Below are 19,813 nucleotides of genomic sequence, written 5' to 3' on the forward strand. Positions count from 1 at the left end.
CACGGGCCGCAAGGTGCCCTTCCCTGCAGGTCGGGGCGCCGCGGCCTTGGCGACAGTCCCCTACTCCACGGTGATGTGCACCGTCATCTCGTCGGCTCCGGGTGTGCCCACCGTCTCGATGGTGACCCCGGTCCAGGTGCCCTGGGGCAGGTTCAGCGCCGGAGCCGTCTTCTCGCCGACGGTGGTGTTGTCCTTGAACGGGTACAGGTCGTCGCTGTCACCGCGGTTGCCCCTGCCGAACATCCGGGAGAGGTCGCCGCGGCCGTCCGCCTGGAGGAGTTCGATGGCAAGGTTCTGCTCGTCGTTGACGTTGTCGATCGATTCGTCGACGACGTAGACGGCGATCCCCTCGTCGGGCAGGAAGGCGTCCTGGCCGCGACGGCGACGGTACTCGACGAGTATGTACTGGCTGTCGGACATGGTCGCGGGGTTCTGGACGAACACCGCTTCGCCGTCCTCCGCGGCGGGCCGCAGCCTGATGTCCCGGGTGGTCTTGTTCACCACCTGGGGCTCGATCCAGCCGTGGAACATACGCAGCATGGCGGTCGGGAAGACCGGGGTCAGACCGCCGTTGCCCCATGAACCGCCCGCCATCAGGCAGTAGTTGCCGAGTCCTGCCGAGCGGGTCAGCTGCTGCTGGCCGGTGTCGTAGTAGTCGGCCCAGCGTGCCGCGAGGTGGCCCCACTCGTGGGCGCAGACGCCGACGGCACTGTCCTCGGGGACGGTCAGGAAGGTGCGCGCGGACAGCCCGGGACCGACCTCGACGCCGCCGGGGATGGTCCACTTGAGGCTCCACAGGTCGCCGCGCTGAGTCGTCTGCTCGGCGCCGCGTCCGGCGTGGATGACGAACAGGGCGGTGACTGCTCCTTCGCCGAGCGCGTCGAAGGAGGTGAAGTCGACTCCGGCGTCACGCGCAGCCAGTACGGCGTCACGCGCCAACCCCTGTGAGTTGCGCGGGAAGTTGGCGTTCATGCCGGAGTTGCCGTCAGCGTAGAAGGACAGCGGCTGCGGCATCCGGAACCAGCCGTGCACCTCACCCTGGACGTCGATGCCGGTGCTCGGCGAGGTGTCGAAGGCGCTGACGTCGCGGTAGAACGAGCGCATGCTGCCGGTCGGGAACTCGTCGAGGCCGAAGAGCATGCTGTCATAGTGGCCGGGGCCGTGGTCGACCTCGTGCGGCTGGTCGGGAAAGTCGACGAGCAGCACCAACGTCCGGATGGTTCCCCGGAGTTGGGACGACGGCCGGGTGATGAGCTGCTTGTCGGTGCTGGGGCCCTGATCGAGGGCGCCGTCGTCGAGGCCGACCAGGTTCTCGCCCCGTCGTCCCGCGCGCCAGACGGTGTAGTACTCCTCGAACGTCATGTTCCCGGGCAGGCGGCGTTGCTTGCGCAGTTCGAGATAGCGGGCGTACAGCTGCGCCAGGGCCTGGGGCGACAGCGGTACCGGGCAGGCGGCGGAGCAGTCGTGGACTGGTCGTACAGGGCTGAGCGTATGACGCATCAGGCACCCCCTTCAGGGGACGAACCCCTCTTGCCGGACACGGAACATCCAGAAAAATCCGGCCATGCGAAGGCCGTACGCCTTCTCATAGTTGGGCCCGAGATTACTGTCAACGCGCGGCAGCGCAGAGGAGCTTGAACGCGCCGATACGGAACGCTCCGGTCCGCCGCAGCCCGACGCCGGCCGAGACCTACACGCCCTCCGGACGCCATCCCGCCGGGCGCAGGATCCCCAGGAGCAACCCCACGAGTTCGTCCACCACCTCGTCGAGGCTCGCGTCGACCCAGCCCGAACTCCAGTCGTGCAGCAGTCCGTTGACGCCGCCGATGAACGCGGCCGCGGCGACCCGGTAGTCGCGGGGCGCCGCTTCGCCCCGGTCCGCGGCGGCCGTGGCCTCGGCGCAGATGAAGTCGACCCAGCGGGAGCGGCGAGCCAGCCGCTGCCGTTCAAGGCGCGGGCTGACGCCGATGATCTCGATGAAGGTGATGCGCAGGCGGCGTGGATCGCCGGTGACGTTGGCGGCGTAGGCGCGGAAGGCGGCCGTGGCGCGCCCCTCGATCGGCAGCCCGTCCGCCTCGGCGAGGCCGGCCAGGGCGGCCCCCTCGGCCCAGTCGTTGACCTGCAGGTGGAGAGCGGCCAGTACGTCTTCGAGGGTGCGGAACTCTTCGTAGAACTGGCGGGTGGACAGGCCGGCGGCCTCGCTCAGGGCGGAGACGGTCGTGGCGCGGTATCCGGGGGCGTCCCCGAACAGCTGGAGTCCGGCGTCCAGGAATCTCCGGCGACGCTCGGACTTGCGCTCCTCGGCGGTCTTGCCACCGTAACGGCCGGTCGGCGCTCTGAGCCTGCCCGCCACTGAACCTCCCTGATCGGCCCGATGGCCAATCTTGTCCTGTCCGGAGTCTTGTGGAGAGCGGGCCCCTCTCCTTACTTTCCAGTAAGTCCAATCTGAACGTACGCGTTTTCAGATTCTCGACCTTGTCATGCTCCCCACACATAGGAGAGATCGGTCATGTCTGCCTTCAGAGCCCGGCACGCCTGGTCCATCGCGGCCGCCCTCGTCCTGGCCGTCACCGCGCCGGCCACCGTGTCCGCCGCACCGAACGCCTCCGCGGATCTGCGAGAGGTGATGTTCGTCGGCAACAACTGGGAGGGCACCGCCGACGTCATCAAGTCCACGGGCGACTTCGCGAAGGTCGGCCGGATCAACGTCATCCCGGACAAGGACGCGCGGATGGCGGAGATCAACGCCGACCCGATCAAGTGGATCGCCTTCATGACCATCCGCAACAGCGTGGGCGAGGGTCACGACCAGTTCGTCGACGACATGTACTCCACCCCCGACGGCAGGTCGATGGTGGTCTCCCGGCCGAGCTTCGCCGACGTGGTCTCGATCGACCTCGCCTCGGGCGACATCAACTGGCGCTTCCCCGTGTCGGGCTTCCGCGCCGACCACATGGCGGTCTCTCCCGACGGCACCCGGGTCGCCGTCTCGGCCTCCACCTCCAACACCGTGCACGTGCTGGACATCAACACGGGCAAGCAGGCGGGCTCGTTCGCCACGGGTGACAAACCGCACGAGAACATCTTCACCAGCGACGGCAAGCAGATCTGGAACATGGCGATCGGCGACGTCAACACCGCGACCGACGCCCCCTGGCTGGACTGGACGAAGGGCGACCGCAAGATCACGGTCGTCGACGCGACCACGTTCAAGCAGGTCAAGGTCATCGACATGCGGCAGCGGCTCGACGCGATCGGCCTCACCGACTACTCCGACGCGGTCCGCCCGGCCGCCTTCAGCCCGGACGAGTCGAAGCTGTACTTCCAGGTGTCGTTCTTCAACGGCTTCTTCGAGTACGACATCGCCACGGACCGGATCACCCGCACCAAGACGCTGCCGATGAACCCCGCGACCAGCACCGACCGCACCACCTGGGTCAACGACTCGCGCCACCACGGCATCTCGATGAAGCCCGACGGCACGAAGATCTGCGTCGCGGGCACGATGGACGACTACGCGACCGTCGTCGACCGCGCCACCCTCCAGGAGGGCCCGCTCGTCACCGCCTCCAAGCCCTACTGGGCGACCGTCAGCGGTGACGGCAAGTCCTGCGTGGTCTCCGAGAGCGGCGCCGACCAGGTCACCGCGATCGACTTCACCACCGGCAGGAAGACGGTGTCCGTACCGGTCGGCGACCACCCACAGCGTGTCCGGCTGGCCCACGTCCCGGCCAACTGGACGGGGACGACCGCCGACTGACCTGCTCCGCCCGGCTGCCCCGCGCCCCGAAGGGGCGCGGGGCTGTGACACCTTGCGGCTCCGCCGCGTGGGCGCGACCAGCCACAACGGACCCGCGGACGACACACCGGCCCCAGCGGAGCCGCTAGTTGAACTCCGAAGCCATCCAAGAGGTCAGCTCCGTCCGCGCCGCGCTCAACAGCGCAGCGGACGGGGCCGTCGCCCCATTGGCAACCAGGGCGTAGTGCAGCGTGCCCGAGTCGGCCGCGGTGAGCAGCAGCCGGCGACTACCCGTGCCACCCGGCTCGGCCGCCGTGGCGATCGGGGTGGTGCGGGTGTACGCCGGCGGACCGAACACCGTTCCGAGGTCGGAGACCACCGTGGTCGACGCGTTCGGGAAGGACGCCGGAAGGTGCAGTTCAGTCGGCTCGGCGCTGCCGTCGGAGCGCCAGACCTGCAGCGCGTACTGGCCGGAGCCCACGAGCTGCGCGACGTTCGGCAGGGAACTCGGCACCGGGTTCCACGTCAGCGTCGTGGAACCATCCCGTGAGCGGTCCTCGAAGGTGAACGCGAGCGAGCGGCCGGCGGTGGCGCTGGGGTAGACGCGGTCGAGCATCCGCGCGTCCTGGCGGAGGACGGCCTTGCCGGAGTCGTCGAGGCGTACCGCGGACAGGTCTTCGTCGTTCCAGGCGTCGCCCTCGGTCTGCACCTCGTTCGGGTTGTCGTTCATCAGCTCGTGGTGGCGGCCGTTGTAGATGTCCCACTGCCATTGGGAGCCGGACAGGACGGGACCCGAACTCGCAGGTTCGGCCCACCAGTTGGCGCCCTTCACCCGGGAGTCGAGGGCCTGGTACATCGCCTTGTAGACCGTCGGCGCCTTGTCGGAGACGGAGCCGGTGAGCGGGTGTCCGAACTCGCTGATGATCGCCGTCGTCCCGGTGGCCGTGGCCCGGTCGCGGACGGTGCCGAAGTCGCCGACGTACTGGCCGTCCTCGGCCTTGCCCCACATGAAGACGCCGGAGATGGCCTTCTGGTCGTAGAAGTGGGTGTTGAAGACGTAGCGCGACCCCAGCGTCGAGTCGAGCAGTCCGCCCTCCTGCCGCTGGAAGTCGAGGTTGGCGTTCCAGAAGAGGTTCGGCTCGACGAAGGCCGGCTTGGCCTGCCAGCCCGCCGCGTCCATGCGGGCGCGGAACTTGACGTAGAACGGCCACAGGACGTCCTTCTCCCACGCCCGGCTGGTCTGGCCCGAGTCGAGGGTGCCCGCGTGCGGCTCGTTCCACGGGTCGAAGCCGACGACTCCCGCGAACTGGGCCGCGGTGAGGTTCTGCTTCACGTACGTCATCGTCTTCTGGGCGGTGTCGAGGAAGGCGTCCTGGAGGCCGTACTCGTTGTGCCAGAAGTCGTAAGTGGCCTGTGTCACGGCCGCGTTGGAGGTGATGTTCTGGCCCCAGAACGGGCAGATGCCGCAGTACTCGTCGGGGTAGTCACCGAGGTCGACGGCCCACTTGGGGGCGCCGTCGCCGGTGTACCAGCTGTCCGAGTCGAACAGCCAGCGGGAGTAGAGGTCCTGGTGGAAGTCGGGGTACACGCGGATCCCGGCGTCCAGGAACGCTCGTATCTGGTCGGTCGCGGCGGCCAGGTAGGCCGGGTCCACCTGGCCGCGCGTGGGCTCCGCGTACGCCCAGGAGAGCAGGAAGCGGACCGAGTTGCCGCCGCCGAGCGCCCGCAGCGCGGTCGCGGACTTCCTGGCGTCCGCGACCGAGGCGAAGGGAAGGCCGTTGTTCTCCTTGAGTTTCGTCTCGCCGGAGACGTTGTAGCCGCGCAGCACGACCTCGCGGCCGAGGCCGTCGGTGAAGCGGCCGTTCTGGACCGTGAGGGTCGCGGCGGCGGCCGGGTCGAACCACAGATCGTCGGGGAGGGCTGAGGCGGGCTGAGCTCCGGTGGTCGTCAGGAGACCGGTCAGGAGTACGAGGACGCCGAGCAGATGCACACGCAACTTCGACATGTGCACAACAGTCGCGGGTGCCTCTTCGGCCCGTCAAGACTCCTGACTTGAGAGTAAGTCACCTTTTCCGGAATGGAGTTGTGCGGACCATCCGCCGGTCACCCGCCGATTCGCCGCGTCACGTTCAGCAGGTACTCCTTGCGGTTGAGCGGGTTGTGATCGGTACGCGGCCGCTCCCGGACCGTGCCGCGCGCGACCGGCGCGTAGTGGTCGAACGCGGCCTCCAGCTCGCCCTCTCCGCTGGTCAGACCCGGTAGCTGTTGTTCGAGGCCGTGCACCTGGGCCGCGGGGATCGCCCCCTCCAGCACACAGGACGTGCCCCGCGTCTCCGTCGTCCTGGGTACCGCCCGCAGCCCGGCGAGGACCGGGAGCAGGGCGCCCAGCGTGTCCACCGGCGCCTCCAGGCGGAATCCGTGCATCGGCTCGTACACCTGACTGCCGGCCTCTCGCAGTGCCTCCATCAGCACGAGCGGGGTGAGGCCGCGGAAGTCCGCTCCCGTGCTCGACATGCTCTTGTCGAAGCCCTGGTGCGCATGGCTCTGCCGGGGCGAGTAGCCGGAGTGCGTCATGGTGACCGTGCAGTCGGTGACCCGCCAGCCGTGGATTCCCTGGTCCAGGGTCTCCTTCACGGTGTCCTCGACGGCCTTGAAGAAGGCGTACGGCATCGCCCCGAGCTCGACCTCCAGACGGAACTCCACTCCTGAGCCGATCGGCGCCGGATCGACGCGCAGTCCGACCGTGGCGAGGAACGGGTTGGGTTCCTTGCCGTTGAACTCGACCGCCGCGCCGCTGCCGACGGGCCGCTCGACACAGATCGTCGTCGTCTCGCGGAAGCCGACGTCGAGGCCGAACTCGTCGGCCAGGGTCGCCTGGACGACCTCCTTCTGCACCTCGCCGTAGAGGGACACGGAGATCTCCCGCCGTGTGTCGTCCAGACGCAGGTTGATCAAGGGGTCCTGCTCGGCGAGCTGGGTGAGTGCGGTGTGCAGGGCGCCCTTGTCGGCGGGCCGGTTCGGCACGACGACCGTTTCGAGGGTCGGCGGAGCGAAGAAGTGCTCGTACGACGGACGCGGGACGCCGATGCTGTCGCCGATCCTGATGCCGTCGAGGCCCCACAGCTTGCCGATCCGGCCTGCGGACAGGAGGCCGTCCCGGGCGGCCGAGCCGCGTTCGAAGACACGGACCGCGGTGACCTTGCCTTCCCTGCCGCCTCCGAAGCTCACCCGGTCCCGGGTGCGGAGGGCGCCGGAGAACATCCGCGCGTAGGCGACCCGCTCCCCCGCCCGGCCCCGCTCGACCTTGAAGACCGTGCCGGAGACCTGTCCTTCGGTGTCGCTCTCACCGGCGGGGAGCAGGTCCCTGATGCCGGCGATCAGCTCGTGCACACCCGCGCCCGTCATGGCGGAGCCGAAGAACACCGGGTGCACGAGGGCCTGTCGGGTCTGGTCCGCGAGTGCCGCTCGGAGCAGACCGTCCGGCACGCCGCCCTCGACGTAGGCGGTGAGCAGCAGGTCGTCGTGGTCGGTCAGTACGTCGAGCACGTCCGGGGTGAGCCCCGGGGCGAAACGCGCCTCGGGCGTGCCCTGTCCGACGGTCCGGCCCATCGGGACCACGGCCGGGGTGAGGCGCTCGGTGACGGCCCGGAGCACGGCCTCGTCCCGTGCGCCCCGGCGGTCGATCTTGTTGACGAAGACGAGCGTGGGAACGCGCAGCCGTCGCAGCGTCCGCATCAGGACACGCGTCTGCGCCTGGACGCCCTCCACGGCCGAGACCACGAGCACCGCGCCGTCGAGCACGCTCAGCACCCGCTCCACCTCGGCGATGAAGTCCGGGTGGCCGGGTGTGTCGATCAGATTGACCGTGACGTCGTCGATCTCGAACGAGACGACGGCCGACTTGATGGTGATCCCGCGCTGTCGTTCCAGCGCGAGGGAGTCGGTCTGGGTGCTGCCGTCGTCGACGCTGCCGATCTCGTCGATGATCCCGACGGTGTGCAGCAGCCGCTCGGTCAGGCTTGTCTTACCGGCGTCTACGTGCGCCAGAATTCCCAGGTTCAGCGTGTGCACCGCTTGTCATGTCCTTTGAAGTGAGAGGGATTCCTTCCTGGGTGGACATGAACGGTGCGCGCATTGCTGCTCCTTGATTCCGGTCGACGGTGCCTCGCGGCTGATCCCTTTCAGTGCATCAGGCCCTGGCATCCGTGAGCAACGGATTAACGCTCAACAAAGCCTGTCGCGGCACTCGCCCCTCCCGGGACACGGTCCTAGAGTGACGCCCATCACGTCCGGTGGCTGATTTCCCTCGCACGGTTCCCTGGGAGGGCACATGACCCGTATCTCGGTGAAGGTGGACGGCACGACGTACGAGGACGAGGTGGAACCCCGTCTTCTGCTGATCCACTATCTGCGTGACCGGCTGGGTCTGACCGGCACCCCGATTGGCTGCGACACCTCCAATTGCGGGGCCTGCACGGTCGACCTGGACGGCGAGACCGTCAAGAGCTGCTCGGTGCTCACGGTCCAGGCCGACGGGAGCGAAGTGACCACCGTCCAGGGGCTCGCCACCAACGGGGAGTGGCATCCCCTGCAGAAGGCGTTCCACGAGTGCCACGCCCTGCAGTGCGGGTACTGCACACCAGGGATGATCATGGCCGCGCGTGATCTGCTCCGCGAGAATCCGCAGCCGAGCGCGGACGACGTACGGCACGCGCTGGAAGGCAATCTCTGCCGGTGCACGGGCTATCAGAACATCGTGCACGCGGTGCTCGCCGCTTCCGGGGCCCCCGAGGCGGACGTGGCTTCCGCGGCTTCCGGCCAGGAGGCGAGGACATGAGCGAGCAGATCACCGAGCGCGAGGTCGGCCGGTCCCGTGCCCGCAAGGAGGACGCCCGGCTGGTCACCGGTCAGACGAACTGGACCGACAACATCAGCGTCAACGGGCTGCTGCATCTGGCCATCCTGCGCAGCCCGATGGCGCACGCCCGCATCGACCGTGTCGACGTGACGCCCGCGCTCGAACGGCCCGGTGTCATCGCCGCGTTCACCGGCCGCGACCTCGCGGAGGGCACGGCCTCGCTGCCGTGCGCGTGGCCGGTGACCGAGGACATCGTGCTGCCGGACCATCCGTCCGTCGCGGTCGACGAGGTGCGGTACGCCGGCGACCCGGTGGCGGTCGTCGTGGCCCGCGACCGGTACGCGGCCGCCGACGCGCTCGAAGCGATCGAGGTCGACTACGAGCCACTGCCCCCGGTGCTCGACCTGGAGGCCGCCCTCGCCGACGACGCGCCACTGGTCCACTCGGACAAGGGAACCAACCGCTGCTTCGTCTGGCCACTGGCCACCGGCGAGAACTACGAAGCGGTCAAACAGCGCGCCGACGTGGTCGTGCGCCGCCGCTATCTCCAGCAGCGGCTCATCCCCAACGCCATGGAACCCCGCGCGGTGGTCGTCACCCCGCTCGCCGCCTCCGGCGAGTACACCGTGTACTCGGCGACCCAGGTCCCGCACGTCCTGCGGGTGATGCTCTCCATGGTCACCGGCGTCCCCGAGCACAAACTGCGCGTGGTCGCCCCCGACGTCGGCGGCGGCTTCGGCTCCAAGCTCCAGGTGTACGGCGAGGAGGTCATCGCCCTCGACATCGCGCGGCGCCTCGGCCGACCGGTCAAGTGGACCGAGTCCCGCTCCGAGGGCTTCCTCGCCACCCACCACGGACGCGGCCAGGTCCAGGACATCGAGATCGCCGCGACCCGCGAGGGCAAACTGCTCGGTCTCAAGGTCGACCTGCTCGCCGACATGGGCGCCTATCTGATGCTCGTCACACCGGGCATCCCGATCCTGGGCGCCTTCATGTATCCGGCGATCTACAAGATGGACGCGTACGACTTCACGTGCACGGGTGTCTTCACGACGCGCACGCCCACGGACGCGTACCGGGGTGCCGGGCGCCCGGAGGCGACGTACGCCATCGAGCGGATCATGGACGAGCTGGCCGTCGAACTCGGCCTGGATCCGGTGGAGTTGCGGCGCCGGAACTGGATCCGGCACGACGAGTTCCCGTACACGTCGGTCTCCGGGCTGACCTACGACAGCGGCAACTACGAGGCCGCCACCGACAAGGCGCTCACCCTCTTCGGCTACGACGAGCTGCGCGCCGAACAGGCCAAGCGGAACGAGAGCGGCGACTCCGTGCGGCTCGGGATCGGGGTGTCCACGTACACCGAGATGTGCGGGCTCGCGCCGAGCCGGGTGCTGCGGGATCTGCGGTACGCGGCCGGCGGCTGGGAGGCGGCGAGCATCCGTATGCTGCCCACCGGCAAGGTCGAGGTGGTCACCGGGACCAGCCCGCACGGACAGGGGCACGAGACCTGCTGGAGCCAGATCGCCGCCGATGTGCTCGGGGTGCCCTTCGAGGACGTCGAGGTCGTGCACGGCGACACCAGGTCTGCGCCGCAGGGCATGGACACGTACGGGTCGCGCTCGCTCGTCGTCGGAGGCTCGGCCGTCCATCACGCCGCCCAGAAGGTGGTCGACAAGGCTCGGAAGGTGGCCGCGCATCTGTTGGAGGCCAGCGAGCAGGACCTGGAGTTCACGGACGGCGCGTTCTCCGTGAAGGGGTCGCCCGAGGCGCGGAAGACGATCCAGGAGGTCGCCTTCGAGACGTTCTCCTCGCACGATCTGCCCGACGGCATGGAACCGACCATCAACGCCGAGCACCTGGTCGACCCGGACAACTTCTCCTACCCGCACGGCACACACCTGTGCGCGGTCGAGGTCGACACGGAGACCGGGCGGACGTCGATCCGTTCGTACGTCTGCGTCGACGACGTCGGCCGGGTCATCAACCCGGTGATCGTCGAGGGACAGGTGCACGGCGGGCTCGCCCAGGGCATCGCGCAGGCGCTGTACGAGGAGGCGGTGTACGACGACGAGGGCAACCTGGTCTCGGGCACGATGGCCGACTATCTGGTGCCCTCCGCGGTGGATCTGCCCGAGTTCACGACCGGTCGCACGGAGACGCCCGCCACCTCGAATCCCTTGGGGGTGAAGGGAGTCGGCGAGGCCGGGACGATCGCCTCGACGCCCGCCGTCGTCAACGCGATCGTGGACGCGCTCCGGCCGCTGGGCGTCCAGGACATCGCGATGCCGTGTTCACCGGGGCGGGTCTGGGAGACCCTTCAGGCCGCGCAATCCACGCAATCCGCTCAGTCCGCTCGGCCGGGAGAGGAGGCCGGGTCGTCATGATTCCTCCGGCATTCGACTACGTCAGGCCCGAGAGCGTCGACGAGGCCGTACGGACGCTCGGCAACGCGGGCGAGGACGCGAAGGTACTGGCGGGCGGGCAGAGCCTGCTGCCGCTGCTGCGGTTGCGGCTCGCCTTCCCCGAACTGGTCGTGGACGTCGGCCGGATACCCGGGCTGCGCGGGGTGCGCGAGGACGGCGGCACGCTCGTCATCGGCGCGCTGACCACGCACCACGACGTCCTCGCGGATCCGCTGGTACGCCGTCACGCGGGCCTTCTCGCGGCGGCCACGGCGACGGTCGCCGACCCCGCGATACGCCATCGGGGCACCCTCGGCGGCTCGCTCGCCCATGCCGATCCCGCCGGTGATCTGCCGGCGGTGGCTCTCACGCTGAACGCGGAACTGGTCGCGGCGGGGCCCGGCGGCCAACGGACCATCCCGGCAAGGGAGTTCTTCCTCGACTACCTCCAGACCTCGTTGCGGCCGGACGAGTTGCTGATGGAGGTTCGGGTCCCGAAGACCGACGAGGCCGACGGCTGGGGCTTCCACTATGAGAAGTTCAGCCGGGTGGCACAGGCCTGGGCCGTGGTCGGCGTCGCGGCGCTGGTGCGTCGCGACAACGGGCACATCGCCGAGGCGCGGATCGGCCTCGGCAACATGGGGTCCACTCCACTGCGGGCCTCGGCGACCGAGGCGGCGCTGGCGGGCGTGGGCCCGGACGGTGTGGCGGAGGCCGCGCGGTCGGCGGCCGAGGGAACCCGGCCGACCGGCGACCCCTCCGCCTCGCCCGCATACCGAGCACACCTGGCACGAGTGCTGACACGGCGTTCGGTGCTGGCCGCGGCAGGGATGGGGTGAGAAGCCGATCGCAAGCATGGACGGGTCGGGGTCCGGGCCGGGGTCGGGGTCCGGGCCGGGGTCGGGTGCAGGCCAGGGTTCCGGGCCAGCGCCGGGGCCGGGGCTGGAGTCGGGGCCGGGGTCCTGGTCGGATTCGGAGTCGGGTGCAGGCTCGGGCTCCGGGCCGGGCTCGGAGCCGGGGTCGAGGTCGGGGTCGAGGTCGGGGGCAGGCCCGGGTTCCGGGCCGGAGTCGGGACCGGAGTCGAGGCCGGGGCCGGAGTCAGGGCCGGAGTCGGAGTCAGGGCCGGAGTCAGGGCCGGGGCCGGAGTCAGGGCCGGAGTCGGAGTCGGAGTCAGGGCCGGAGTCGGAGTCAGGGCCGGAGTCGGAGTCAGGTACAGGCTCGGGTTCCGGGCCAGGGCCGAGGTCGGGCTCCGGGCCAGGCTCGGGCTCCGGGTCGGGTTCCGGGTCGGGTTCCGGGTCGGGCTCGGGCCAGGGCGAGTTGGCCGACGGCCAAGTGAGCGCCGGCGGGTGCTCCGACGACCGGCCGGGCGGCCGTGGGGCGTCCCATGGCGGCCCGGACGGGGGCGAGCCGCCCGGTGGCGGGGTCGCCTGGCCGAAAGGGCCCGGGGATGTGCGGGAGCGGCTTGAGGCGACGGGGTATCTCGTCGACGACGGCCTGGCGGTCGCGTGCTTCCTCGCTCTGAAGCTGCGTCGGCCGATCTTCTGCGAGGGCGACGCGGGCGTGGGCAAGACCTCACTCGCGTCGGCCTTCGCCGCCGCGCTGGACGCTCCGCTGATCCGCCTCCAGTGCTACGAGGGCATCGACGCCTCCCAGGCACTCTACGACTGGGACTTCCCGCGCCAGTTGCTGCATCTGCGGGCGGCCGAGGCCGCCGGTGTCACCGACGCGGACCGTCTTGAGGGCGAGCTGTACGGGCGGCGGTTCCTGGTCGCCCGGCCGCTGCTGCGGGCCCTGGAGACCCAGCCGTGCGTGCTGCTCGTCGACGAGATCGACCGGGCCGACGACGAGTTCGAGGCGTTCCTGCTGGAGCTGCTGTCCGAGTACACGGTCACCGTCCCCGAACTCGGCACCCTGCGCGCCGAGTCGCCGCCCGTGGTGGTCCTCACCTCGAACCGGACCCGTGAGGTGCACGACGCACTGAAGCGGCGCTGCCTCTACCACTGGTTCGACCATCCCGGCTTCGCCCGTGAACTCGCCATCGTGCGAAGGCGGTTGCCGGGTGTGACGGCCCGGCTCGCCGAGCAGGTGACCGGCCTCGTACAGGCGCTGCGTACGGAGGATCTGGTGAAGCCGCCGGGGGTCGCGGAGACGATCGACTGGGCGGAGGCACTGGACGCGCTCGGCGCGACGGAGGTCGACGCGGAGCTGGCGATCTCCACGCTGGGGTCGGTGCTGAAGTACCGGGAGGACCTGGAGCGGGCCCGTGGGCTCGATCTGGCGGCGCTGCTCGCGGTGCGGGGCGCGTGAGATGCGTGAGGCGTGTGGGATGCGCGGGGAGCGGGGCGTGAGGTGACCGGGACGGAGCGCGGGGCCAGCGCGGAGGACCGCGCCGGGGCGCCCGTCGACGTGCCCGCCGTCCTGGTCGGCTTCGCCCGTGCCCTGCGTGCCGCCGGGGTCGATGCGGGGCCGGACCGCGTACAGGCCTTCCTCGGCGCGCTCGACGTACTGCGGCCGGGGATGCGGTCCGACGTGTACTGGTCGGGGCGGCTGACCCTGTGCGGCAGCCGGGACGATCTGGAGCGGTACGACCGGGTGTTCGCCGCCTATTTCGGGGGCGCGGCGTCCGAGGGCCGGAGGTTGCGCGCCGCTCCCCCGCCAAGGCTGCGGATGACCGTACGGGACGCGGGGCCCGCTCCCCGTGCGCGGGTCGAGGGCGAGCGGGACGCCGTACCCACGGCCGTCCTCGCGAGCTCCGCCGAGGTGCTGCGGCACCGCGACTTCGCCGGGCTCACCGACGCCGAGCGGGGTCAACTCCGGCGGCTGCTGGCCGCGTTCGCGCTGCGGGGCGAGCTCCGGCGCACCGCCCGGTTGCGGCCGGCCAGGCGCGGGGTCGTCGATCCGCGGCGCACCGTGCGGGAGGTGCTGCGGCGGGGCGGCGAGCCCGCGCCGCCCCGGATGCGGGCGCGGGCCGAGCGGCCGCGCCGGGTGGTGCTGCTGGTGGACGTGAGCGGCTCGATGGCCGCGTACGCGGACGCGCTGCTGCGGTTCGCGCACGCCGCCGCGCATGCCGCCCCGCACGGCGGCGGCCGGGCGCGCACCGAGGTGTTCACGATCGGTACACGGCTGACCCGGGTGACCCGTGAGCTGACGCACCGCGACCCCGACACCGCGCTGGCCGCGGTCGCGGCGGCCGTGCCGGACTGGCGGGGCGGCACCCGGCTCGGCGAACTGCTGCGGGGCTTCCTCGACCGGTGGGGGCAGCGGGGCATGGCGCGCGGCGCGGTGGTCGTCGTGCTGTCGGACGGCTGGGAGCGCGGCGATCCCGAGCTGCTCGCGGCCCAGATGCGACGCTTGCACCGGCTGGCGCACCGGGTGATCTGGGCCAATCCGCGCAAGGCCCGTCCGGGCTACGCGCCCCTGGCCGCGGGTATGGCGGCGGCGCTGCCGAGCGTTGACTCATTCGTCGAGGGACACAGTCTGGCCGCGCTGGAACGTCTGGCGGCGGTGGTGAGAGGAGCGGGCGATGCGTGAGATCCTCCCGGCGCTCGGCCGGTGGTACGCGGAGGGGTCGCCCTTCGGTCTCGCCACGGTCGTCGCCGTCAGCCGGAGCGCGCCACGGGACCCGGGCGCCTCCATGGCCGTGGGTCCCGGTGACGAGGTCGTGGGCAGCGTGTCCGGCGGCTGTGTCGAGGGTGCGGTGTTCGAGCTGGCCCAGGACGTGGTGGAGTCGGGCGAGGCACGGCTGGAGACGTTCGGGTACAGCGACGAGGACGCGTTCGCCGTCGGTCTGACCTGCGGCGGGGAGATCACCCTCCTCGTCCGGCCCGTCACGGCCGCCCTCGATCCGTCCTTCGGGGCGGTCGCGGAGTCGGTGGCCGCGGGCCGCCCGGTGACCGTGGCGACGGTGATCGACGGCCCGGCTCGGCGCGGGGCGACCCTCGCCGTCTGGGAGGACGAGGTGTCGGGCACGCTCGGCACGACCGGTCTGGATGTGGCGGTGACCGCCGACGCGCGGGGCGAACTGGCCCTGGGCGCCACGGGGCAGCGGCACTACGGTCCGCGCGGTGAGCGGCGCGAGGACTCCGTGACGGTCTTTCTGCACTCCTTCGCTCCCCCGCCGCGGATGCTGGTCTTCGGGGCGATCGACTACGCGGCCGCCGTGGCGCGCATCGGCTCCTTCCTCGGCTATCGCGTCACCGTGTGCGACGCCCGGCCCGTCTTCGCCACCCCGAAACGCTTCCCGGCTGGTGTGGAGGTCGTCGTGGAGTGGCCGCACCGCTATCTGCACGCCACCCCGACCGACGAGCGCACGGTGATCTGCGTCCTCACCCACGACCCCAAGTTCGACGTGCCGCTCCTGGAGGAGGCGCTGCGCCGGCCGGCCGCGTACATCGGGGCCATGGGCAGCCGGCGTACGCACGACGACCGGATGAAACGCCTGCGGGACGGCGGGCTCGACGAGGCCGAACTGGCCCGGCTGCGCTCGCCGGTCGGCCTCGACCTCGGAGCGCGAACGCCCGAGGAGGTGGCCGTGTCCGTCGCCGCCGAGATCGTCGCGCTGCGCTGGGGCGGCAGCGGTGCCCCGCTGACGGCGACGGGCGGGGAGATCCACCCGCGGGTGCGGTGACGCGGCATGACTCGGTGAGGGTCGGGTGTCCTCGTGTCAGGTCTCGTCGCGGTGGTCGGCGATGATCGCTTCGAGGTGGCGCAGGGCGGTGGTCACTCGGGCCGGGTTCTCCTGGAAGAAGGGGTCGTCGAGTACGGGAAGTGATCCGGCGAGTGCCCAGCCGCGTCCGCGTGCCCAGGTGGCGTCGTCGTCGCCGAGCGCCTCGCGGAAGGTGCCGCGTGCCGCGTCGGGCAGGAACTTCCACGCGGGCAGTACGTCGACGGCGGGGTCGCCGACGCCGAGCGTGCCGAAGTCGATGACGGCGCTGAGGTGGCCGTCGACGGACAGCAGGTTGCCGGTCGCGAGGTCGCCGTGGAACCAGACCGGCGGTCCGTCCCAGGCCGGTGCCGCGAGCGCCGCCTCCCACACGGCCGTCACCGCGTCGGTGTCGACCGTGCCCTTCAGTTCGGCGATCTTCGGCCGGACCACGGCGTCGGCGGCCAGCGAGTCGCGTTCGTCGCCCATGGGCACCCCGCGGAACGCGTTGCTCCACTGCGGTCCTGGACCGTCGGTGGCGTCGATCTTCCGCAACTCCGTGATGAACTCGGCCAGTTGTCCGGCCGCCCGCACCGGATCGGCGAGCCCCTCGGTGGTCGCCGTCTCGCCCTCCAGCCACCGGTAGACCGACCAGGGGAAGGGATAGCCCTCCCCCGGCGCCCCCACCGCGAGCGGTTCGGACACCGTCAGCGGCAGACGCGGGGCGAGCAGCGGCAGCCAGCGGTGCTCCCGCTCCACCTGCCCGACCCAGCGCGGGTAGCGGGGCAGTCGTACGGACAGGACGTTGCCGAGCCGGAACGTCGCGTTGTCCATCCCGGAGCGGGGCACCGGTGAGATCGGGAGTTCGGCCCACTGGGGGAACTGGACGGCGAGCAGACGGCGGACGAGATCGGCGTCGATGGTCACGTCGTCGTGGGCGTGCGGGTCACCGGATGACAAGGGTCAACTCCTGGGTGCGGACCGGGAAGCGGCCGACCCATCCCATCCGGCGGAACATGCACCGTCCACTGATTTTCTGCCGGGCCGTCAGCCGTCCGCCGGTTCTCGGGGCGGCAGCCGGTGGAGTCGTACGTCGGTGAGCTCGCCGTTCTTCACCGCCGCCGTCATGTATGTGCAGTGCGGCCGGCGTCGGCGGTCGGTGGGCGAGCCCGGGTTGAGGAGGCGCAGGCCGGTCGGGGCCGTGGTGTCCCAGGGGATGTGGCTGTGGCCGAAGACCAGGACGTCGAGGTCCGGGAAGCGGGTGGCACAGCGCGCCTCGCGGCCCTGGGCGGCGCCGGTCTCGTGGACGACTCCGACGCGCAGGCCGTCGAGGTCGGCCCGGGCGATCTCGGGGAGGCGGGCCCTCAGCTCGGGGCCGTCGTTGTTGCCGTACACGCCGATGAACCGGTTCGAGCGGCTCTCCAGGAGGTCGAGGGTGGCGGTGTCCACCCAGTCGCCCGCGTGGATCACGACGTCGGCGCGCGGGAGTTCGGCGAGGAGTGGCGCGGGAAGTTGCTTGGCGCGCTTGGGGAGGTGGGTGTCGGACATCAGGAGGAGGCGCACGCGATCAGCCTAGGGCGGGCTCTTCGGTCACGGGCGGCTCGGTGGGGGGCGGTTCGGTCACGACGATCTCGGCCCACACCTGTTTGCCGCCGCTGACCGGGACCGTTCCCCAGATCGCGGAGAGGGCCTCGACGAGGAGGATGCCGCGGCCGCCGGTGGCCTCCCAGCCAATGCTGGTGGGCTTGATGGGCGAACGCGGTGAGGCGTCGGCGACGGCGATGCGCAGGCGGTCGTTGATGAGGGTGAGATCGAGGCGGACCTGACCGTCGGTGTGCACGAGGGCGTTGGTGACGAGTTCGGAGACGACCAGGAGGATGGCGTCGGACTCCTCCATGACGCCCCAGACGCGCAGGGTGCGCCGGGTGAAGCGGCGGGCGTGGCGGACGGCCTCGGGTACGCGCCACACGGTCCAGCTCTCGCGCAGCGGCCGCAGGTCGAGTCCGTCGTAGCGCATGAGGAGCAGGGCCACGTCGTCGCTGCGGTTGGCGCCCGTGAGCAGGGCGTCGGCGACGAGTCCGAGGTGGGCGGGGTCGGCGGCGGCCAGTTCGTCGCACAGCCGGTTCAGGCCGTCCTCCATGTCGAGCTCGGAGGACTCGACCAGGCCGTCGGTGGTGAGGGCCACGATGGTGCCTGGCCTCAGTGGCAGCGGGCTCATCGGGAAGTCGGCCTGGGTGATGACGCCGAGCGGTGGTCCGCCCTCGGTGACGACGATCTCGGTGGTGCCGTCCGGGTGGCGCAGGACAGGCGGCAGATGTCCGGCGCGTACGCACCAGGCCGTGCCCTCCGCCATGTCGACGTCGACGTAGCAGCAGGTGGCGAAGAGATCGGTCTCCATGTCCATGAGCAGCCGGTTGGCGTGCGAGACGACCACGTCCGGCGGGTGGCCCTCGACGGCGTACGCGCGTAGAGCGGTGCGCATCTGGCCCATGAGGGTGGCGGCCTGGGCGTTGTGCCCCTGGACGTCGCCGATGACGAGTGCGACATGGCTGTCGGGCAGCGGGATCACGTCGTACCAGTCGCCGCCGACCTCCAGGCCCGCCGTGGTGGGCAGATAGCGGGCCACGGCCTCCGCGCCCGGCAGGGGCGGCAGTCTGCGCGGGAGGAGGGTGCGCTGGAGCATGCCGACGAGTTCGTGTTCGGCGTCGAAGGCGTGGGCGCGCATCAGGGCCTGGCCCGCGAGGCCGGCGGAGGCGGTGAGCAGGGCACGCTCGTCGGGGCCGAAGTCGTGCGGGGTGTCCCAGCCGATGAGGCAGGCGCCGGCCATTCTGCCGCCGGCGGGCAGCGGGAGGATGGCGAGGCCGCCGGGGCCGACCTCGGCGAGCGTGGCCTCCAGCGGGGTTCCGGCCGGCCAGATGGCCGCGCGTCCGTCGCGCAGGGCGGCCGCCAGGGTCGGCATGGTGCGGACGGGCGCGTCGGGCCACTCCGAGCGCCACTCGGAGCGCCAGACCTCGGGCCAGGCCTCCGGTTCGGGCGGGTCCAGGACGGTGACGACGAGTCGGTCGCCCTCCAGCTCGGCCAGGGCGATCCGGTCGGCCTTCAGGGGCCGGCGCAGGGCGGTGACGACGGCCTGGCTGACGTCGTGGACGGTGCCCGCGGTGGCGAGGGCCGCGGCGAGGCGCTGGACGCGGGCGACCTCGTTGCCGCCGGAGCGCAGCTTGGAGGCGTCGGCGACGGTGCCCACCAGCCGGGAGGGGCGTCCGTCGGCGGCCGGCAGCAGTCGCGCGCGCAGCCTGAGCCACCGCTGGTCGCCCGACGGCTGGAGGATGCGGAACTCCAGCTCGCGCTCGCCGATGGACAGGTGGTCGGACTCCACCACGGACATCAGCGAGGGCAGATCCTCCGGCACAGCCATGCCCAGCAGGGTCTCGACCTTGCCGTCGAACTCCTCGGGCGCGAGCCCGAACAGCTCCAGCATCTCGTCGTCGACCTCGACGCGCCCGGTGTCCATGGCCAGGCTGAACGAGCTGCTGGGCAGGTCGTCGGAGTCCGCGGTTCCGGTGGAGGGCGGGAAGGAGACGGCTTCGGCGAGCAGTTCGAGGCAGGTGCGGTCCTCGGTGTCGAAGCCGCCCGGGTTCTCGTTCACGGCGATCAGACAGCCGCCCCCACGCGGGTCCGGGGGCAGCGGCAGGGCGGCCAGCCAGAAGTCCCCCGCGGGCATCGGGCGGGCACCGGGGCGCACGGCGAGTTCCTCGGGGCTGAGCCACAGGGGCCGGCCGAGCCGGTAGGCGTCCGCCGCGGGCGAGCCGCCGGAGAGCGGGTAGCTGTCGCGCAGCCCGTACAGGGACCGGGGTACGCCCGCCGCCTCGATCAGACACAGTTGGTCACCGCTGTCGCCCGGCGCGTACACGGTGGCGAGCGTCGCGCCCCCGAACACCAGTGCCTGTTCGAGCACGCTCCGTAGCCGTTCAGGGGTCCCGAGGTCCGCGTGAAGCGTCTTGAGGGCAAGTTCGGTACGCAGCGTTCTCGTTCTGCGTTCCGCAGCGCCCTCACTGACCACGTCCGCAATTACAGCGCTTCCGGGACGGCGGCGCAGCCCCTGTGACCGTTCGGAGGCAGGTCATGGGTCGGACGGGACCCGGAAGGGGGGCTTCCGGGCGACCCGTCGG

14 protein-coding genes are annotated in these 19,813 nt (G+C 71.1%); 7 read left to right on the forward strand and 7 right to left on the reverse strand.

The features are described 5' to 3' along the window. Positions 1 to 60: 60 nt before the first annotated feature. A complete protein-coding gene (locus JEQ17_RS06330) occupies positions 61 to 1,500 on the reverse strand; it encodes a M6 family metalloprotease domain-containing protein (RefSeq protein WP_200394281.1) in 1,440 nt (479 codons plus the stop codon). A 190-nt stretch (positions 1,501 to 1,690) separates the two neighbouring features. Beyond that, a complete protein-coding gene (locus JEQ17_RS06335) occupies positions 1,691 to 2,353 on the reverse strand; it encodes a TetR/AcrR family transcriptional regulator (RefSeq protein ID WP_200394282.1) in 663 nt (220 codons plus the stop codon). A 156-nt stretch (positions 2,354 to 2,509) separates the two neighbouring features. Between JEQ17_RS06335 and JEQ17_RS06340 the strand changes: the two genes are divergently transcribed. Continuing rightward, positions 2,510 to 3,760: a YncE family protein gene (locus JEQ17_RS06340; protein ID WP_200394283.1), complete on the forward strand. Its 1,251-nt coding sequence runs from the start codon at positions 2,510 to 2,512 to the stop codon at positions 3,758 to 3,760. A gap of 124 nt (positions 3,761 to 3,884) precedes the next feature. Here JEQ17_RS06340 and JEQ17_RS06345 read toward each other — a convergent pair whose 3' ends face one another. Together JEQ17_RS06345 and JEQ17_RS06350 are read right to left on the reverse strand one after the other, a co-directional pair. Continuing rightward, on the reverse strand, positions 3,885 to 5,744 hold the full coding sequence (locus JEQ17_RS06345; RefSeq protein WP_200394284.1) for a cellulase family glycosylhydrolase: 1,860 nt from the start codon (positions 5,742 to 5,744) through the stop codon (positions 3,885 to 3,887). 98 nt (positions 5,745 to 5,842) lie between these two features. Next, positions 5,843 to 7,810, reverse strand: a complete 1,968-nt coding sequence (locus JEQ17_RS06350) for an elongation factor G (protein WP_200394285.1) — start codon at positions 7,808 to 7,810, stop codon at positions 5,843 to 5,845. Positions 7,811 to 8,069: 259 nt separating this feature from the next. Here JEQ17_RS06350 and JEQ17_RS06355 point away from each other — a divergent pair, with 259 nt between their 5' ends. The 6 genes from JEQ17_RS06355 to JEQ17_RS06380 all read left to right on the forward strand — a co-directional run bounded on the left by JEQ17_RS06355 (position 8,070) and on the right by JEQ17_RS06380 (position 15,629). Beyond that, positions 8,070 to 8,576, forward strand: coding sequence for a (2Fe-2S)-binding protein (locus JEQ17_RS06355; protein ID WP_200394286.1), 507 nt, complete (start codon positions 8,070 to 8,072; stop codon positions 8,574 to 8,576). Further along, positions 8,573 to 10,984: a xanthine dehydrogenase family protein molybdopterin-binding subunit gene (locus JEQ17_RS06360; protein ID WP_200394287.1), complete on the forward strand. Its 2,412-nt coding sequence runs from the start codon at positions 8,573 to 8,575 to the stop codon at positions 10,982 to 10,984. The genes JEQ17_RS06355 and JEQ17_RS06360 overlap by 4 nt, the downstream gene beginning before the upstream one ends. Continuing rightward, on the forward strand, positions 10,981 to 11,841 hold the full coding sequence (locus tag JEQ17_RS06365; RefSeq protein ID WP_200394288.1) for an FAD binding domain-containing protein: 861 nt from the start codon (positions 10,981 to 10,983) through the stop codon (positions 11,839 to 11,841). The genes JEQ17_RS06360 and JEQ17_RS06365 overlap by 4 nt, the downstream gene beginning before the upstream one ends. Before the next feature lie 610 nt (positions 11,842 to 12,451). Beyond that, positions 12,452 to 13,309, forward strand: coding sequence for an AAA family ATPase (locus tag JEQ17_RS06370; RefSeq protein WP_200394289.1), 858 nt, complete (start codon positions 12,452 to 12,454; stop codon positions 13,307 to 13,309). Positions 13,310 to 13,351: 42 nt separating this feature from the next. Beyond that, positions 13,352 to 14,533, forward strand: coding sequence for a vWA domain-containing protein (locus JEQ17_RS06375; RefSeq protein ID WP_407700038.1), 1,182 nt, complete (start codon positions 13,352 to 13,354; stop codon positions 14,531 to 14,533). Continuing rightward, the gene (locus tag JEQ17_RS06380; RefSeq protein ID WP_200394290.1) at positions 14,526 to 15,629 is read left to right on the forward strand and encodes an XdhC family protein; all 1,104 of its coding nucleotides are present in this window, start codon (positions 14,526 to 14,528) and stop codon (positions 15,627 to 15,629) included. Before JEQ17_RS06375 ends, JEQ17_RS06380 begins: the two co-directional genes overlap by 8 nt. A 36-nt stretch (positions 15,630 to 15,665) precedes the next feature. Here the strand turns inward: JEQ17_RS06380 and JEQ17_RS06385 are convergent, their stop codons facing one another. From JEQ17_RS06385 to JEQ17_RS06395, 3 genes are all read right to left on the reverse strand, one after another. Then, complete coding sequence (locus tag JEQ17_RS06385; protein WP_234048102.1) at positions 15,666 to 16,604, reverse strand: aminoglycoside phosphotransferase family protein; 939 nt, start codon at positions 16,602 to 16,604, stop codon at positions 15,666 to 15,668. An 87-nt stretch (positions 16,605 to 16,691) separates the two neighbouring features. Next, on the reverse strand, positions 16,692 to 17,207 hold the full coding sequence (locus JEQ17_RS06390; RefSeq protein ID WP_200394291.1) for a metallophosphoesterase family protein: 516 nt from the start codon (positions 17,205 to 17,207) through the stop codon (positions 16,692 to 16,694). Positions 17,208 to 17,211: 4 nt separating this feature from the next. Further along, positions 17,212 to 19,713: a SpoIIE family protein phosphatase gene (locus tag JEQ17_RS06395; RefSeq protein ID WP_200401338.1), complete on the reverse strand. Its 2,502-nt coding sequence runs from the start codon at positions 19,711 to 19,713 to the stop codon at positions 17,212 to 17,214. Between the last annotated feature and the right edge of the window lie 100 nt (positions 19,714 to 19,813).

This window comes from Streptomyces liliifuscus, assembly GCF_016598615.1.
Taxonomy (GTDB): domain Bacteria; phylum Actinomycetota; class Actinomycetes; order Streptomycetales; family Streptomycetaceae; genus Streptomyces; species Streptomyces liliifuscus.

Excerpts from the sequence above, each read along its gene's own strand:
- JEQ17_RS06330 (WP_200394281.1), bottom strand. The coding sequence starts at position 1,500 with ATGCGTCATACGCTCAGCCCTGTACGACCAGTCCACGACTGCTCCGCC.
- JEQ17_RS06340 (WP_200394283.1), top strand. The coding sequence starts at position 2,510 with ATGTCTGCCTTCAGAGCCCGGCACGCCTGGTCCATCGCGGCCGCCCTC.
- JEQ17_RS06345 (WP_200394284.1), bottom strand. The coding sequence starts at position 5,744 with ATGTCGAAGTTGCGTGTGCATCTGCTCGGCGTCCTCGTACTCCTGACC.
- JEQ17_RS06355 (WP_200394286.1), top strand. The coding sequence starts at position 8,070 with ATGACCCGTATCTCGGTGAAGGTGGACGGCACGACGTACGAGGACGAG.
- JEQ17_RS06360 (WP_200394287.1), top strand. The coding sequence starts at position 8,573 with ATGAGCGAGCAGATCACCGAGCGCGAGGTCGGCCGGTCCCGTGCCCGC.
- JEQ17_RS06365 (WP_200394288.1), top strand. The coding sequence starts at position 10,981 with ATGATTCCTCCGGCATTCGACTACGTCAGGCCCGAGAGCGTCGACGAG.
- JEQ17_RS06380 (WP_200394290.1), top strand. The coding sequence starts at position 14,526 with ATGCGTGAGATCCTCCCGGCGCTCGGCCGGTGGTACGCGGAGGGGTCG.